We start from the raw sequence: 17433 nt of genomic DNA on the forward strand, positions 1-17433 counted from the left end.
CTTCTCTTTATCTCGTAAAAACTCAAAAAAGCCGATAACCTACTTATAAAATAGTAAGCTATCGACTTTATACACGTGCTTTATTCAATTATAAATCCTAGAATCTACCGTAACCTAAGAAATGTTTCTGGTTGTAAGAATTGTTAATATCGCCGTAAGCAATCCCTTTATCACCAGCATGAATCATTTGTCCATTCCCAACATAAATACCAATGTGAGATGGACCATCTTTATAAGTGTTTTGGAAGAAGACTAAGTCTCCCGGCTGCGGGCTACTTACTTTAGAAACTGAATTCCAATATCCCTTAACATCTTGACGACCTACACCAAAGATGTAAGAAATGAATCCACTACAGTCAAAACCACCGTTTGATGGAGATGCACTACCCCAAACATATGGCTTACCTAAGTATTGTTGCGCTTTACCAATTACGCCAGGAGCCGGAGTTGGACCTGGTGCTGGCTCTGGTTTTTTGTTTTCTTGTTTAGGTGTCTCTTTTTTAGGCTCTTCTTTTTTAGGCTCTTCTTTTTGAGCTTGTCCACCATTGTTTGCTGGAGCAGCTTGCTCTGCTGGCACTGCAGCAGGTGCTTGTTGAACTTGTGCTTCTTTAGCAGCTTGTTCTGCTTGCTTTTGAGCAGCAGCTTCTTGTGCAGCTTTTTCTTGCGCTTCTTTTTCAGCGATTTGTTGTAATTTTAATGCCTGTTGTTCAAGCTCTTTCAATTGACCTTCCGTACTTGTCATTGTAGTTACAACTGTATCCATTTTACCGCTTAAATCGTTTACTGCTGTTGCTTTTTTCTCTTTTTCAACGTCAAGTTCTTTCTTAGCAGTTTCAATTTGAGATTGTGCTTCTTTTAATTCTTTTTGTTTTTCTTTTACTGTCTCAACATCTTTTTTCACGTTCGTTTGATCTTCTTGTTGAGTTTTCATGATATCTTCGTCAGACTCAAGAATTTTAGAAACAGAATTTAAACGATCAACTAAATCTGCAATGTTTTTAGAGTTTACAAGAACTTCTGTTACAACGTTCGTGTTCGGTTGTTCTTGTAGTGCAACTAAACGTTTTCTTAATAACTCTTCACGTTTTGCAATCTTTGTTTGTAGTTCTGCAATATCTTTATTTTTATTTTCAATTAATTGCTCAGTATCAGAAACTTTTTTTGTTGTTTCATCAAGTTTTGAAGCGTTCTCTTGCACAGACTTATCCAAACCTTGGATTGTTTTGTTTAAGTCATTCATTTGTTTTTGTAATTCATCACGTTCTTGTTGTTGTTTATGTAAAGTATCATTTTGTGTGTTAATTTGTGATTTTACATCAGAAATTTTATCTTCTGCAAATACATTTGGTGTTAGCCCTGAAAACATTAACCCTGCAACTAGTGCGCAAGATGCCATTTTTAGCTTTTTCATTTTATTTTTTACACCGCTTTCTTTTTTCGTTTTCCGTATATAACCTATTAAAATTTATACCATAATTCGGGAGTTTTTTTGCTAATGTTACGGTTTTGTAAAATAAATGTAATATTACATTTATCTCTACAGCAAAGTATATCTAAATTTGTATATATATGTAGAATTTTAAGAGCCTTACGCCGTTTTTTATAGAATTGAAAAAAACGTAAGGGAATCCCTTACGTTTTGAAAATACTCCAATATGAATGAGATAGAAACGTTACTTCATCCATTTCTCAGCCCAATTTTGGACCTCATCCATAACACTTTCCAACGCTTTCCCTTTATCAGTTAAACCGTACTCGATTCTAACTGGTACTTCTGGGTAAACACTACGAACTACAATACCTTCACCTTCTAATTCCTTTAAACGTTCTGACAACATACGATCGCTCATATTCGGTATAATATCTGCGATTTCTCTGAAACGTTTCGGCTCTTCAAGCAAAGATTTAATAATTAAGCCAGTCCATTTCTTACTAAGCATTGTAAAAGCTGACTCAAACTTTGGACATAAACAAGAATTATGCTCCATATGTTTCACCTCTCTTTTATTATAAGATAGTTTCTTGTAAAAAGTAAGTAATAAAACTTTCCTCATTATTTAATTTTACGTACATTTTACCATTTCCAGATATTAACTTGTCAAATCCCCGTAAAAAAACCCTCTTCAAGTAAGAGAGCTTTTATATCTTTATCATTTCGTATACCAACCTAAACCAAGCGCACCTTCACCTAAATGCGTCCCAATTACAGCTCCGAAATAACTCGTGCGAATTGTAACATGAGGATATATCTCTTCTAATTCTTGTTTCCATTCATTAGCTTCCTCTTCACGATTCGCATGAATAATAACAGCTTCCATAGGTACACCTTTATTTGCCTGCTCATCAAAGATTTCAACGATACGCTTTAACGCTTTTTTACGCGTACGAATTTTTTCGAATGGAATAATTACTTTATCTCTAAAGTATAATACTGGTTTTACTTGTAACAAACTACCGATGAAAGCTTGTGCGCTATTTAATCTTCCACCACGTTGTAAATGATGTAAATCATCCACTACAAAATATGCATCCATCGTTTGCTTCATTTCATCAAAGCGAGCGATAATCTCTTCTGGGGCTTTCCCTTCACTTACTAATTTCGCCCCTTCACGCACGTAAAACCCTTGTACTTCACAACTAATTTCAGAGTCGTACGTATATACATCAATACCATCTACCATCTGTCCAGCTGTCGTTGCTGTTTGGTATGTACCACTAATTCCGCTGGAAAGGTGAATGCTAATAACTGCATCATATTCTTTAGATAACTCTTCATATAGCTCTAAAAACTTTCCAATTGCTGGTTGCGAAGTTTTCGGAAGATCTTCTTGTTCACGTACTTTTACATAAAAATCATTCGCTGAAACTTCAGCCTCTTCTTGATAAGACTCCGTTCCAAACACAACGTTTAATGGAATCATATATATATTGAGTTCATCACGAATATGCTTCGGTATATATGCTGTACTATCGGTAACAATAGCTGTTTTCATTTTCGTACCTGCCTTATAAAAAATTTTTATCCCCTAATTTTACACGAAAACTAGAAAAGGTGCATCCATACATAAAAATGCCTGTTAGAAACTACAATCACCCGCTCGACAAATTACAACAAAAAGATAAAGTGAAACTTTAATCAGTGGGGGTTTTGTTCATCCCCCACTGATTATTAGCCTTCACCAATCGGGCTTTTACGGGCAGTTGACCTCCCACCTAACTTCTTTGCTCCAGCTGAATTTTGAGGTGGGAGTCTTACTGCCCGTTAATGCGGGATAAAATACTCACCAAAAATTTCAACATATTTATAAAAAATGTTTGAATATAAAAACAACCGCTTTTAAAATGTAAAGTACTAGTTATTTTGAAAGATAGGGGCGTATATCATTGTTATTACAATATTTAACAATCAAAGGCTACGGTGAGCACGAGATCATCATTCAAAAATCAAGATTCATTTGCTATGTGAGTCGCGCCACAACGGAAGAGGAAGCTCAAGCATTTATACAAAAAATAAAAAAACAGCATTGGAATGCAACACATAATTGTTCCGCATATTTAATCGGCGAACAAGATCAAATTCAAAAAGCGAACGATGACGGTGAACCGAGTGGCACAGCTGGTGTGCCTATGTTAGAGGTATTAAAAAAACGAGGTCTAAAAGATACTGTCGTCGTCGTTACACGCTATTTTGGCGGCATTAAACTTGGTGCTGGCGGATTAATTCGCGCATATGGAAAATGTACAAGTGAAGGTCTTAACCATGTAGGCGTTGTTGAACGAAAACTAATGCGCGTTATGCAAACAGAAATTGATTACACTTTGCTTGGCAAAGCTGAAAATGAATTACGCAATTCAGAATATGCGATTAAAGATATACATTATCTAGAAAATGTCACATTTGATACGTATGTAGAAGAGGACAAAAAACAACCATTCACAGATTGGATGATTGAATTAACAAACGGGAAGTGTACAATTAAAGAAGGAGATATGTTGTACTTAGAACAAGGCGTTATCTAAGAATAGCTAAAGTCTCGCCTTTAAAGATTAATGTAGTGAATTAATTCCCTACAAATGAACTAAGGAGATTATATATGGAAGAACGTTATAATCATCTCCAAAATAGCAGAATAAAAAAGAAACGTAGAAGAAAACTTTTCTTCTTTCTTATTTTCGCATTTTTATTTGGTAGCGTAGGACTTTATATGTTAAATTCCTACTCTTCTCTCATGGGGATGTACAGTGGATTTAACCGTGAAAAATCTAAATTACGAGCAGAAGATGTGGAAATCACAAAAAAACCTTTCACAATACTAATTATGGGTATTGAAGATTACGCAACAGACGGTCAAAACGGTCGAACAGATTCACTTATGTTCGCAACAGTTAATCCAAACTCAAAAAAGATTTCACTTATGAGTATCCCGCGCGATTCTCGTGTTAAGATTGTTGGCAAAAATAAAGAAGACAAAATTAACGCTGCTCATGCTTACGGTGGAGAAAAGATGACAATTGACACTGTCGAAGGGTTTTTAAAAGTTCCTGTTGATCATTATATTAAAATTGATTTCCAAGGCTTTAAAGGTATCGTTGATGCTGTTGGAGGTATTACAGTTGATGTTCCTTTTGATTTCGAGGAGCGCTCCGATATAGATTATTACAAATTAATTCCATTTAAACAAGGTAAACAAGACTTAAATGGCGAAGAAGCACTCGCTTACGTCCGCATGCGAAAGCAAGATCCTAACGGAGACTATGGTCGAGCTGCGAGACAAAGGCAAGTACTGGCGGCTGTTGCCCAAAAGCTAAACTCTGCTTCAACTGTATTTAAAATTAAAGATTTAACAGCGGTAGTTGGGAAATATATAAAAACCGATATTCCTATTTCAGACGGACTTGCTCTTTACAATAAAATCTCTGGATTTGATCCTTCTACGATACAAACGTTAAAACTTGAAGGAGAAGACAAAAAAATGGGTGGTATTTATTATTTCCTTCCAGACCCAATCAGTGTAGAGACAACTCGTAACGAAATATTAAAAGAAATAGGGGAAAAAGAACACGCCCCAACAGAAACTACAAAAAATGAGAGTACAACTACAAATTCTGATTCTAACTCCAGCGCAAAAGCAAAGAAGGAACCGAGTGAGAACAAAACACCACCACCTCCTCCCCCTTCTACAAATGCTCATGCGGAGTGGATTATGAGAAATCAGCAATAAAAAAGAGCCAAATCGCATCACATACGATTTGGCTCTTTTTATTTCCCGCAATTGTTGTGGGCTAATAATAAACGGAGGATAAAAATCCCATTTATTAAAGTTTCACTCTACTTGTTGAAATGTTGTAAAATCGCTTCTACAATACGCTCTGATGCACGACCATCTCCGTAAGGGTTAGATGCTTTCGTCATCTTATCATGAGCTTCTTTATCTGATAACAACTCATCAGCAAGACCAAAGATTGTCTCTTCATCTGTTCCTGCTAATTTCAGCGTACCTGCTTCGATACCTTCTGGGCGTTCCGTCGTGTCACGAAGGACAAGAACTGGCACACCTAGTGATGGTGCTTCCTCTTGTACACCACCAGAATCAGTTAACATTAAGTATGAACGAGCTGCAATGTTATGGAAATCGATTACATCTAGCGGCTCAATTAAATGAATGCGGCTATGCTCGCCTAAAATATCATTCGCTATTTCGCGAACAACAGGATTCATATGAACAGGGTATACAACTTGTACATCTTCGTGTTTATCAACAAGACGCTTAATTGCACGGAACATATTGCGCATTGGTTCTCCTAAATTTTCACGACGGTGTGCTGTCATAAGTACAAGACGATCATTTCCAAGTTTCTCTAACACCGAATGGCTATAAGTTTCTTTTACAGTTGTCTTCAGTGCATCGATCGCTGTATTTCCTGTTACGAAAATGCGTGACTCATCTTTATTTTCTTTTTGTAAGTTCGTTGCTGATTTTGTTGTAGGTGAGAAATGAAGATCCGCCATTACACCTGTTAGTTGACGATTCATCTCTTCTGGATATGGAGAATACTTATCCCATGTACGAAGTCCGGCTTCCACATGCCCTACTGGAATTTGATTATAGAAAGCAGCTAAGCTTGCAATAAATGTCGTCGTTGTATCACCATGCACAAGTACGATATCAGGCTTCGCTTCTTTCATTACTTTATCTAAACCTTCTAAACCACGTGTTGTAATATCAATTAAAGTTTGACGATCTTTCATGATATTCAAATCGAAATCTGGCGTAATTCCAAAGATATTTAATACTTGATCTAACATTTGACGGTGTTGTGCTGTTACAGTCACAATTGATTCAATCTTTTCTGGGTGCTTTTGCAACTCTAATACAAGAGGTGCCATTTTAATTGCTTCTGGTCGTGTCCCGAAAATTGTCATTACTTTTAAACGTTCAGTCATTTCATTGCCTCTTTTCTTTCACTAGTTAAAACTTCTATTATCGCATATAAAAATATGCATGTAGAAATACACTTTTTAACGAACCTGAGAAACATTACTATTACAGGCGGCGCCTTTTCGCCCAACTGAGTAATAATCTAATCCATGCTTCTCAGCATCCTCATTAGTATAACAATTTCTCCCATCAAATAGAATAGGTTCCCTCATAAGCTGTGCATACTTTTCTAGCGGATAATTTCGAATTGATTCCCATTCTGTTACGATAAAAACTGCATGCGCCTCTCTAATCGATTCATCTATACACTCAGCGTATCGTATCGTATTTTCAAATAAACTTCTTACATTTTGAATAGCTTGCGGGTCATATAAAACCACATCCGCACCTACATTAATTAATTCTTCTATTATAATAAGAGATGGCGCTTCCCTAATATCGTCAGTATTCGGTTTGAATGCTGCACCAAGAACCGCAATTTGCTTCTTCTTCATATCTATAATTTTCTTCGCTTTTTCAACTAACAACAACTGTTGTTTATTATTCACTTCAATGACTGCTTTCAACAAGCGAAAATCATGAGAAACATTCCCTGCAATTTGCACAAGTGCTTTCGTATCTTTTGGAAAACAAGATCCTCCATATCCGATGCCTGCATTTAAAAAAGATGCACCAATTCTCTTATCCATCCCCATCCCTGTAGCTACATCTAATATATCCGCACCCACTTGCTCACATATATTAGAAATTTCATTAATAAAGCTAATCTTCGTAGCTAAAAAAGCATTAGATGCATATTTGATCATCTCAGCACTTCGAATATCTGTAATATACGTTTGTAAGCTTAATTTGCTGTACAAATTCTCTACTTTCCTTGCAGCTTCTTCACTACATGCTCCAATTACGATACGATCACCATGAAAAAAATCATAAATACCAGAACCTTCTCTTAAAAACTCTGGATTCGATACAATATATAATTCATGTCTACCTTGTAGTTTATCCTCAATCCATTCTCTCATTACATCATTTGTCCCTACAGGAACCGTACTTTTCGTAACAATAATAATATCGTTATTCACATATTTTCCAATATCATCACAAGCACTACGAATATAAGTTAAATCTGCTGTTCCATCTAATAAAGATGGCGTTCCAACTGCAATAAATATAAACTCCACATCATTAAATGCCGTTGATTTACTTGCTGTAAAAGTTAAATGATTATTCTCGTATGCTTCATTTATTAATTCATTTAATCCACATTCATAAATAGGTAACTCGCCTTGTTTAATCCGTTCAATTTTTTCACTATTTATATCGAAACATGTGACCGAATGTCCCAATCTCGCCAATCCTACTCCCGTAATCAATCCAACATATCCGGTACCTATTATCGTAATTTTCATTTTCCTTTCGCACAGGAATATACATAAGAAAATATACGAATACATAGAATTCTCCCTGTGCTTCCCCCTCTCACACTAAAAATGAGAAAACTCTTTCATCTCTTTATTATATGAATTATTTTTTTATTCTTTTTTAAGATTTTGTAAAGTTAAATGATGCAATATATACAAAATGTAAATTCCCACATTTTAACACGGAACTTACTCATTTTTACGTGCAACACTTATAATAAAATACTTGTTATAAATGAGGCAGATACACTGCCATATTCCAAGTCGTAATATGAACAACCTTCTCAAACGATCCAACATTCTATGTACAATTGTCATATATTCTATGCACTTCCATTTACAGCTAAAAGAAAAAAAGATTGAATTCTAATCTTTTTGTGATACCATATGTTATGAGCCTGCAAATAAACATCATAATTTTCAGATAAATACAATTAGAAAAATTACGTTAAACTATAAAGGGTGGGGTATTAATGGACTCACAAGTGATTTATGCCATTTTGGCATCTTTCATCACTGTACTCGTCGTTACTCCTTTAGTTATTAAATTAGCTTTCAAAATAGGAGCAACAGACAAGCCAAATGCGCGTAAAGTACACCAAAAAATTATGCCTCGTCTTGGCGGGTTAGCAATTTTCATCGGTGTAGCCGTAGGATTTGTTGTCGGTGGATTGTACGAACAAAGAATGTTATCGATAACTTTAGGTGCTATCATCATTGTTATCATCGGGATTTTAGATGATATGTACGAACTATCTGCGAGGGTAAAATTCGGTGGACAGCTATTAGTTGCCATCATGATTGTCAAAAGTGGATTATTAGTGCAAGTATTATATATTCCAATCCTTGGAGATACTGAACTCGGATGGCTTGCTTATCCAATTACGGTATTTTGGATTGTCGGTATTACAAATGCCATCAACTTAATTGATGGATTAGATGGATTATCCGCAGGGATTTCATCTATCGTACTTGCAACGCTAGCATATATGGCCTTCACTAGCCCATGGGGTACTGGAGCAGCTATTATATTACCTCTAGCACTGATTACATTAGCAAGTACAATTGGATTTTTATTCTACAACTTCCATCCAGCAAAAATTTTCATGGGAGATACAGGAGCACTATTTTTAGGATACTGTATTTCTGTTATATCGTTACTTGGATTATACAAAAGCGTAACGTTATTCAGTTTTATCGTTCCAATCATTATTTTAGGTGTACCTATATTTGATACGACATTTGCAATTATCCGCCGTATCGTAAATAAAAAACCTATTTCAGCACCTGATAAATCGCATTTACATCACCGTTTGCTTGCAATGGGATTCTCTCATCGTAAAACGGTACTAATTATTTACGCATTGGGTATATTCTTTAGTGTAAATGCAATCATTTTCAGTAGTGCAACATTATGGTTATCCATTATTCTTCTTTTCATTTTAATCTTCTTTACAGAAATCATTGCTGAAGTAATCGGTCTTGTACACGAACGTTACAAACCAATTATTTCCTTCTATAAAAAAGTGAAAAAACGCGAAGACTAATTGTAGTATAGCCTTTACTAGTATGAAATATTCAAATAGCATCCTCTTCCAAGGAAGAGGATGCTATTTTTTTGTTTTTTATTCCTTATTTCCTATTTCCAAAATATAGATTGTTTGAGAGTGCCTCTATTGGAGAAAGATATACGTATATCGAAGGTAATGAAAAAAGTATCAAATTTTCATTTTTACATCTTGATTGTCAAACTGAGGGTGAATGTTATGATCAAGCGATTACTTCAATGTATAATTTTATTTTCAACTATTACTATGTACGCATCATCTAATACAAAAGCAACTACAGACATTCAAGCAGAAGATTACCAAAGCACTCAAACTACCTCTTCTACAACAAAAATTGCGTACTTAACATTTGATGACGGACCAAATAAATACACACCACAAATTTTAAATATTTTAAAAGAGAAGAACGGAAAAGCAACTTTCTTCGTTATTGGTGGAAAAGTGCCACATTATAAAAAAACGATGGAGCGATTGATTAAAGATGGACATTATATCGGTCTCCATAGTATGTCACATGATGTAAAACGTCTTTATACTGGCGATCCATCTGTTTTAATCGCAGAAATGGAGCAAACCCAAAACATCGTCCAACAAGTTACACATTTAAATACACATCTCGTTCGTGTCCCATACGGTAGCATGCCTTACTTAAAAAAGAATTACCGCGACGCACTCGTATCTGCCCAGTATAAAATGTGGGATTGGACAATTGATACATATGACTGGAAAAGCTATGATAATCCTTCCGCAATACTAGAAAGAGTACGAAATCAAAGCGATGAACAAGTAGAGGTTATTTTAATGCATGATTCTAGTGTCACAGTGCAAATACTCCCAAAAGTAATTGATTATTTGCACTCACAAGGATATAAACTACTTCCTTACAATCCATCTTCCCATCTCGAAGTGAATTTTTGGAAAGACACAAGATTGTAACAGCTTTAGTGCCTATGTACTAAAGCTGTTTTATCCCGCGTTAACGGGCAGTAAGACTCCCACCTCAAAATTCAGCTGTAACAAAGAAGCTAGGTGGGAGTCGGGCTGCCCGTAAACGCCCGATTGGTGAAGGCTAATAATCAGTGGGGGATGAACAAAACCCCCACTGATTAAAGTTTCACTTTATTTTTCTCTTCCCACACTTCTCATTTTTGTGTAAAATTTTAAATAGTGATGAAGTTTCGAGGTGAATAGAAATGAAACGAATAGATCTCATTTTTAACGCAATACAAAAAGGGAATTATACAGAAGGTGTAACAGCATCAGAACTCGCTACACTTCTACAGTTAGACCGTGCAAATGTTAGTAGCGATTTAAACAAGCTTGTGAAAGATAATCGTTTATTAAAAACGAGTACACGCCCTGTCCGTTTTTATATAGAAACGAACACTTCATTGGAAACGCATTCAACAAAGGGCACTTCATTAGATACATTTGCTATTGAAAATACAAGCCTAAAAATTGCAATTGAAAAAGCAAAAGCTTCTATTCTCTATCCTCCAAACGGTATGCATACTTTACTACTTGGAGAAACAGGTGTCGGAAAATCGATGTTCGCTTCTTTAATGCACGAATATGCAATTGAAGTGGAACAACTTCCAAAAGATGCACCTTTTATCGTCTTTAACTGTGCTGATTATGCAAACAATCCACAACTACTACTTGGACAGTTATTTGGAATAAAAAAAGGAGCTTACACAGGTGCCAGTGATCAAAAAGGGCTAATTGAAAAAGCACATGAAGGAATCCTTTTCTTAGATGAAGTACATCGCCTTCCTCCAGAAGGACAAGAGATGCTCTTCACATTTATTGATCGCGGAGTATACCGCCGCCTTGGAGAAACAGAAAATGAACGTAAGGCACGAGTGTTGATTATTACTGCAACAACCGAAGAACCAAATTCATTTTTACTAAAAACATTTACAAGACGTATTCCGATGACCGTTACGCTTCCACCACTTCGTGAGCGAACACATAAAGAACGGTTTGCTTTACTACAGCTATTTTTCACAAATGAAGCAATTCGTCTAAGGAAAGAGATTCATGTTAGTCCAAATACAATGCGTGCTTTCGTCTTTTACAATTGTCCAAATAACATCGGCCAATTGAAAACGGACGTACAAATTGCCTGTGCGAAAGCTTATTCTGATTTCGTAACAAAAAAACGTGATTCTGTCTGTGTTTCAAGTACAGATTTACCTTGGTATATGAAAGAAGGATTATTTATTGAAAGAAAGAGCCGTCATCTATATCAAATACCAAATGAAACGTTTGTATTTACAGGTGATGAAGGTTGGAGTAAGCATACAATAGAACCCGAAGGAAGTCGCTCTTCTATTTACGATTATATTGATTATAAATACGAAGAACTTCAAGCACGCGGTATTGAAGAGGAAGAATTAGAATTACTAATAGAAAATGATATTCAAAGCTTTTTCGTCCAATACTTTAACCAAATATCTAAAAAAACAAGTCATGAAAATGTTTTTAAAATTGTGGATCGTAATATCGTTTCCGTATGTGAAAAAATTGCGGAACTAGCTGAAAAATATTTATCTAAAACTTTCGATGAAAAAGTATTTCTCGCTTTAAGCTTACATGTACAGACAACTCTACAACGTTTACAGGGCGGGAAACAAATTCACCACCCACAATTAAATCAAATTCGTACGAAATATAAAGAAGCTTTTTCCGTAGCTATGCAATGTATTCAGCTATTAGAAGAAGAATTACAAATAACAATGCCTATTGATGAAGCTGGCTTTTTAACAATGTTCTTCGTTGTTGATCCAATTCCTGCCTCACAAACAGAAGTAAAAGTATTAATATTAGCACACGGTAATGGCATCGCAACAGAAATGGCCAATGTTGCAAACGAACTTCTCGGTATCGATGAAGTAACTGGTATCGATATGCCCTTGCATGAATCACCAAAAGACTTCTTAGAGCGTGTTAAAGTGTATATGAAAACACTTCAAAATGTAAACGGGCTTCTCTTACTTGTTGATATGGGATCTCTCGCTTATATTGGTGATATATTAGAAACTGAATTCAAAATCCCTGTCCGTGTTCTTTCAATGACAAGTACACCACACGCACTAGAAGCAGCTCGAAAAGCTCAGCTTGGCTACTCATTAGATGCACTATACGAAACAGTGAAGAACTTAACGCCGTTCTATTTAAACGTACAGGAAGAAAAGAAAAAGCCACTGTCGCCAATGAAATCCGTGATTTTAACAGCTTGTTTAACTGGCGAAGGAAGTGCTTTAGCAATTCAAAAAATGTTAGAGAACTATTTACGCTTTGATAAAGACTTAATTGAAATTATTCCGATTAGCATCGTTCACGAAAAAGATTTAACAAAAATGATCGAGAACATAAAAAAAGAGCGTAACATCATTTGTATCGTCACAAATTTCGATGTGCAAGTGCCATGCTTAACATATCATTTCCAAGACATTGTGAACTACACAGCTATTCAGCCAATTCAAGAATTGATTACGTATGAAGAAACATATGAGAAAATGGCTGATATTCTTGAACAACAAATGCAACGTAACGATGGGGCATTACTTATTAAAACAATTCGTTATGCATTAAATACAATTCAGGAATTGATTTCTTTACAGCTAACTCCCGACAGTTTAATGGGTGTAATTTTGCATATGAGCTGCATGGTTGACCGTCTTCAAAAAGGCGAAAGTCTCCTCCCTCATCCTGATAAAGAAAAACGAAGACAAGATGAGTACTGGATGTATATGAAAGTGAAAAAAGCATTGCAACCTATCGAAAATACATTTGAAATACAAATACCAGATGACGAAGTATTTTATGTAATGGACTTCTTCATCAAAAATCAACCTGTAAAAAATTAATCGAGGCAGTTTTTAAATATATCGACCGTAACGCGAATTATATCAGCGATTTTTCAAATATATCAGCATAACTCGGATTATATCAGCGATTTTCAAAATATATCGGCGTAACCCAGATTATATCAGCGATTTTCAAAGTATATCGATTTACCGACAATAATCGCTAAAATTTGCACCTTATAGCAGAAAAGGCTGTTCCAAAATGTTTTTTGGACAGCCTTTTCGCTTACTTCTTTACTTCCCTTATTCTCCCCCTTATTTCTCCCTTTTTATTAGATTTCGTATTAACATTTACATATACATTTGCTTGCATTATCTCTTGAAACAAGCTGTCAAATGCTCTCCCCTGTAAAGGCCCTTCAAAATCCTCCACTTTAGCTACACCAGTAACGACTCCTTCATTCACACTAATTCCTTGCTCTAGCGGACCAAACAAACTTAAAACAACTGGACCAATTTGATTCGCTTTTCCTAAATGAATTTGGCATGCCGTGATTTTTTTTATGTTTTTTAATATGACCCGATATTGCAACTTCTTTAAATCTTCACTAAAAATGAGCTCTGTTACACCGTAAGCTTCAGTATTTACAGGAGGTACTTCCCCCTTCCCTGTTAACCTAGCAAAGAAATGTGTTGTCATACGGGCATTCTCCTCATATAAATTTCCCAGCACTACTTCTACTACTTTATGGTTTAGACATAATCATTTATGACTTTTTCAAATTTTAATTACAACTAAAAGATTCACAAAATCTTTACATAGAAATCATTTCATTCACTTTACTGCCTCTTGTATAATGCACTTAGAAAAACATTCTAGGAGGGTCTTTTGAAAAATAACAACTACTCTTTTCGATTATTAATGGAGATTTTTCTCGTATCATTTAAATTAGGGCTTACTTCGTTTGGAGGCCCTGTCGCCCATCTTGGTTATTTCCACCACGAATACGTGCAAAAAAGAAAATGGATGGATGAACGAAGTTATGGAGACTTAGTAGCACTATGTCAATTCCTCCCTGGGCCTGCTAGCAGCCAAGTCGGGATGGGAGTTGGATTATTGCGCGGCGGATTATTAGGAGCCATTATTTCATGGATCGGATTCACTCTCCCGTCTGTTCTCGTTTTAGTCTTTTTCGCTTCCTTCCTGAACCAATTCGAACTTGGAAGTACAGGCTGGATTCATGGGCTGAAACTTGTAGCGGTCGCAATTGTCGCTCATGCAATATGGGGAATGGCTCAAAAGTTAACACCGGACCGAAACCGTGCAACAATCGCAATTGTAACTGCCGCAATCGCCTTATTATGGCCAAGTAGCTGGACACAAGTAATTCTCATTATAGTATCTGGCTTTATCGGCTGGTTTTTATATCGCGACCAACCCGTTAGCCAAGTAAATAAAATAAAAGTACCTATTTCAAAAATGGTAGCCATGTCTTGTCTCATCTTATTCTTCGGGCTATTAATACTGCTACCAATGTTACGACCGTACTCTTATTTCATCTCTTTATTTGACAGCTTCTATCGCTCTGGTGCACTTGTATTCGGAGGAGGGCACGTCGTACTTCCTCTTCTTGAAAGTGAGTTTGTACAAAACGGGATGATGACAAAAGAACAATTTCTAGCTGGATACGGATTAACACAAGCAGTGCCAGGGCCACTATTTACATTCGCTTCTTATATAGGAGCAGTGCTAAATGGAACCGCCGGAGCAGTTGTTGCAACGATCGCTATCTTTCTTCCTGCCTTCCTGCTCGTTGTTGGCGTTTTACCATTTTGGGACAGTGTAAGGAGAGTATCTTACATACAAGGTGCACTACTTGGAGTAAACGCAGCCGTTGTCGGCATTTTACTTGCAGCTTTTTATGATCCAATTTGGACGAGTACAATTATGAATTCTGTAGATTTCGTTTTTGCTTCTCTTCTATTTTGCTTACTCGCTTTTTGGAAAACACCACCTTGGGTTATCGTTATACTCGGAGCCTTCGGTGGATATGTTCTATCCATTTTGTAAGCACAAAAAACGACGGCCCCATTTAGCCGTCGTTTTCCTATTAAAACTTCACAAGCTCCATTCCCTCAGGCAACTCGCTCTCCGTTAAAATACGCAACTCTTTCACGCGATCCATTACGTAAGAAGAACGCTTCACAAGCTCTGGGTCAATATAAGCTGGATGCACCATAATTTCTACCGTTTGCTCGTCCTGTACTCTTTCTTTTAACTTCACAAAGTAATCTTCCGTTACACCGTCAGCGTAAAAATCACTGTAAAACACATCTGAAAATGGGTGCACCGCTCGCTCTTCCTCACAACGACGAATCGGAACATTATATTTACTTGCTAAGCTCTCAAGAACGTCGTGTAAAAGCGGTAATCCATGCACGTGATGATGACTATCTAAATGAGTTGGTGTTAAACCGTAAGACAAAAATTTCTCAATTTGAGCCGTCCACTCTCTTTCAACCTCTTCTGGATTTATATTGCCTTCCCATACAACACGTTGTTTATGAAACAATCCATCGCTACTCACAAGTGATGGAACGTCTTTAAGAAGCGGTTCTCCTGCCGTTAATACGAGATGCACTCCTACTCCTAACGTTTTATACTCTTTCGCTAAACTTACGGCATGCTCTGTCCCTGGCATATTCATCATCATCGTCGTTGAATTTACAAGCCCGTTTTTATGTCCATCAATAATTCCGTAATTTGTACCTTCCGTAAGACCGAAATCATCTGCATTTACAATTAACTTAATCATCGTAATACCTCCTACTAGAATTAAAAAAAGCGGGCTAAATAGCGCCGCTTTATTTCTCTATCTTCTTAAAGAATTGTGGAAGATGTTCTTTATGTGCTTCCAACATTTCATCTAAAATTTGTTTTGCAACTTTATCTGATGGTACAAGTGGGTTAATTGTCATAGCAAGCAGCGCCTTATGATAATCCCCTGTAATAGCAGCTTCAATTGTTGTGCGCTCAAATGATTTAATTTGCTGTACTAAACCGCGAACTGGTACCGGTAAGTCTCCAACCGCAATTGGTTTTGGCCCTTCTTTCGTAATAATACAGTTCACTTCAACAGCCGAATCATGTGGCAAGCTTGCAATTGTTCCGTTGTTTCGTGTATTAACAGGCTGGATATCACCTTTATTATTGTAAATAGACGTAATTAAGCTACATGCTGCGTCACTATAATAAGCTCCGCCGCGCTTTTCTAATTGTGGTGGCTTAATATCTAAATTCGGGTCTTTATATAACTCAAATAAATCATCTTCTAATTGTTTTACTACTTCTGCACGTGTACCTTTTTCAATCGAAGCTTCTTTCTCTTCTTCTAACATTTCACGTGTTTTATAGTAGTAACGATGGTATGGACACGGAATAGCGCGAAGACCACGAATGAAATCTGGCTCCCAGTTAAGCGCAGCAATGTTTTCCATCGTAATTTGCTTTTCTGGATCTGTTACAAGTTCTAGTACACGGTCCATTACGCTTACTCCATCTAAGTATACATCTAATCCGTATACCATATGATTTAAACCAGCGAAATCAACGTGGACACGGCTTGCATCTACTTCAAGTAATCTTGCAAGACCCATACGAATTCCGATTGGAACGTTACATAGACCAACTACTCGTTGAATGTTCGTGTAGCGAAGTACAGCTTCTGTTACCATACCTGCCGGGTTTGCGAAGTTAATAAGCCATGCATTTGGACATAGTTCCTCCATGTCCTTACAAATATCTAAAATAACAGGAATCGTTCTCAGTGCTTTAAATAAACCGCCAGGACCATTCGTTTCCTGACCAATTACATCATATTTTAATGGAATTGCTTCATCTTTTGCACGAGCTTCTAATAAACCAACGCGAAGCTGCGTTGTTACGAAGTCAGCACCCTTTAATGCCTCACGGCGATCAAGTGTTAAATGAATATCAATTGGTAAACCTGATTTTTTCACCATACGTTTCGCTAAGTCACCAACGATTTCTAACTTCTCTTTTCCTGCCTCAATATCTACTAACCAAATTTCACGAACAGGAAGCTCATCATAACGTTTAATAAATCCTTCAATTAATTCTGGTGTATAACTAGATCCACCGCCGATTGTAGCAATTTTAATTCCAGTCATG

Annotated in this window: 14 protein-coding genes; 6 read left to right on the forward strand and 8 right to left on the reverse strand. The window is 36.5% G+C overall.

Annotated elements, in window-relative coordinates; all coding sequences use genetic code 11:
* Window positions 1-97 precede the first annotated feature (97 nt).
* From MKX77_RS25205 to MKX77_RS25215, 3 genes are all read right to left on the reverse strand, one after another.
* The gene (locus MKX77_RS25205; RefSeq protein ID WP_341308096.1) at window positions 98-1411 is read right to left on the reverse strand and encodes a C40 family peptidase; all 1314 of its coding nucleotides are present in this window, start codon (window positions 1409-1411) and stop codon (window positions 98-100) included.
* 262 nt (window positions 1412-1673) lie between these two features.
* Window positions 1674-1988 (reverse strand): winged helix-turn-helix transcriptional regulator, encoded by a 315-nt coding sequence (locus tag MKX77_RS25210; RefSeq protein WP_002159869.1) that lies wholly within the window; start codon window positions 1986-1988, stop codon window positions 1674-1676.
* A gap of 162 nt (window positions 1989-2150) precedes the next feature.
* Entirely contained in the window at window positions 2151-2993 is an 843-nt protein-coding gene (locus MKX77_RS25215) for a DegV family protein (protein ID WP_002112883.1), read from the reverse strand.
* Between the two features lie 391 nt (window positions 2994-3384).
* Between MKX77_RS25215 and MKX77_RS25220 the strand changes: the two genes are divergently transcribed.
* Together MKX77_RS25220 and MKX77_RS25225 are read left to right on the forward strand one after the other, a co-directional pair.
* Window positions 3385-4020 carry a YigZ family protein gene (locus MKX77_RS25220; protein WP_215554728.1) on the forward strand — a complete coding sequence of 212 codons (636 nt, stop codon included), beginning with the start codon at window positions 3385-3387 and terminating at the stop codon, window positions 4018-4020.
* A 74-nt stretch (window positions 4021-4094) separates the two neighbouring features.
* Entirely contained in the window at window positions 4095-5222 is a 1128-nt protein-coding gene (locus MKX77_RS25225; RefSeq protein ID WP_341308097.1) for an LCP family protein, read from the forward strand.
* Between the two features lie 107 nt (window positions 5223-5329).
* On the opposite strand, the gene wecB is transcribed toward MKX77_RS25225, so the two are convergent.
* Window positions 5330-6445 (reverse strand): non-hydrolyzing UDP-N-acetylglucosamine 2-epimerase, encoded by a 1116-nt coding sequence (wecB, locus tag MKX77_RS25230; protein ID WP_215554730.1) that lies wholly within the window; start codon window positions 6443-6445, stop codon window positions 5330-5332.
* A 75-nt stretch (window positions 6446-6520) separates the two neighbouring features.
* Window positions 6521-7894 (reverse strand): UDP-glucose dehydrogenase family protein, encoded by a 1374-nt coding sequence (locus tag MKX77_RS25235; RefSeq protein WP_341308098.1) that lies wholly within the window; start codon window positions 7892-7894, stop codon window positions 6521-6523.
* A gap of 440 nt (window positions 7895-8334) precedes the next feature.
* Between MKX77_RS25235 and MKX77_RS25240 the strand changes: the two genes are divergently transcribed.
* The 3 genes from MKX77_RS25240 (at window position 8335) to MKX77_RS25250 (ending at window position 13301) form a co-directional block, all read left to right on the forward strand.
* On the forward strand, window positions 8335-9408 hold the full coding sequence (locus MKX77_RS25240; RefSeq protein ID WP_002068377.1) for a glycosyltransferase family 4 protein: 1074 nt from the start codon (window positions 8335-8337) through the stop codon (window positions 9406-9408).
* Between the two features lie 219 nt (window positions 9409-9627).
* Entirely contained in the window at window positions 9628-10365 is a 738-nt protein-coding gene (locus MKX77_RS25245; protein ID WP_341308099.1) for a polysaccharide deacetylase family protein, read from the forward strand.
* A 257-nt stretch (window positions 10366-10622) separates the two neighbouring features.
* Window positions 10623-13301, forward strand: a complete 2679-nt coding sequence (locus MKX77_RS25250; protein ID WP_215554733.1) for a sigma 54-interacting transcriptional regulator — start codon at window positions 10623-10625, stop codon at window positions 13299-13301.
* A 226-nt stretch (window positions 13302-13527) separates the two neighbouring features.
* Here MKX77_RS25250 and exsM read toward each other — a convergent pair whose 3' ends face one another.
* Window positions 13528-13941 carry an exosporium regulatory protein ExsM gene (exsM, locus tag MKX77_RS25255; RefSeq protein WP_341308100.1) on the reverse strand — a complete coding sequence of 138 codons (414 nt, stop codon included), beginning with the start codon at window positions 13939-13941 and terminating at the stop codon, window positions 13528-13530.
* 189 nt (window positions 13942-14130) lie between these two features.
* Between exsM and MKX77_RS25260 the strand changes: the two genes are divergently transcribed.
* Window positions 14131-15312: a chromate transporter gene (locus tag MKX77_RS25260; RefSeq protein ID WP_341308101.1), complete on the forward strand. Its 1182-nt coding sequence runs from the start codon at window positions 14131-14133 to the stop codon at window positions 15310-15312.
* A 40-nt stretch (window positions 15313-15352) separates the two neighbouring features.
* On the opposite strand, the gene chbG is transcribed toward MKX77_RS25260, so the two are convergent.
* Window positions 15353-16057, reverse strand: a complete 705-nt coding sequence (gene chbG / locus MKX77_RS25265) for a chitin disaccharide deacetylase (RefSeq protein ID WP_341308102.1) — start codon at window positions 16055-16057, stop codon at window positions 15353-15355.
* 49 nt (window positions 16058-16106) lie between these two features.
* Entirely contained in the window at window positions 16107-17432 is a 1326-nt protein-coding gene (gene celF / locus MKX77_RS25270) for a 6-phospho-beta-glucosidase (RefSeq protein WP_341308103.1), read from the reverse strand.
* Window position 17433 lies beyond the last annotated feature (1 nt).

Source organism: Bacillus sp. FSL R9-9410, from assembly GCF_038050385.1.
Taxonomy (GTDB): domain Bacteria; phylum Bacillota; class Bacilli; order Bacillales; family Bacillaceae_G; genus Bacillus_A; species Bacillus_A cereus_U.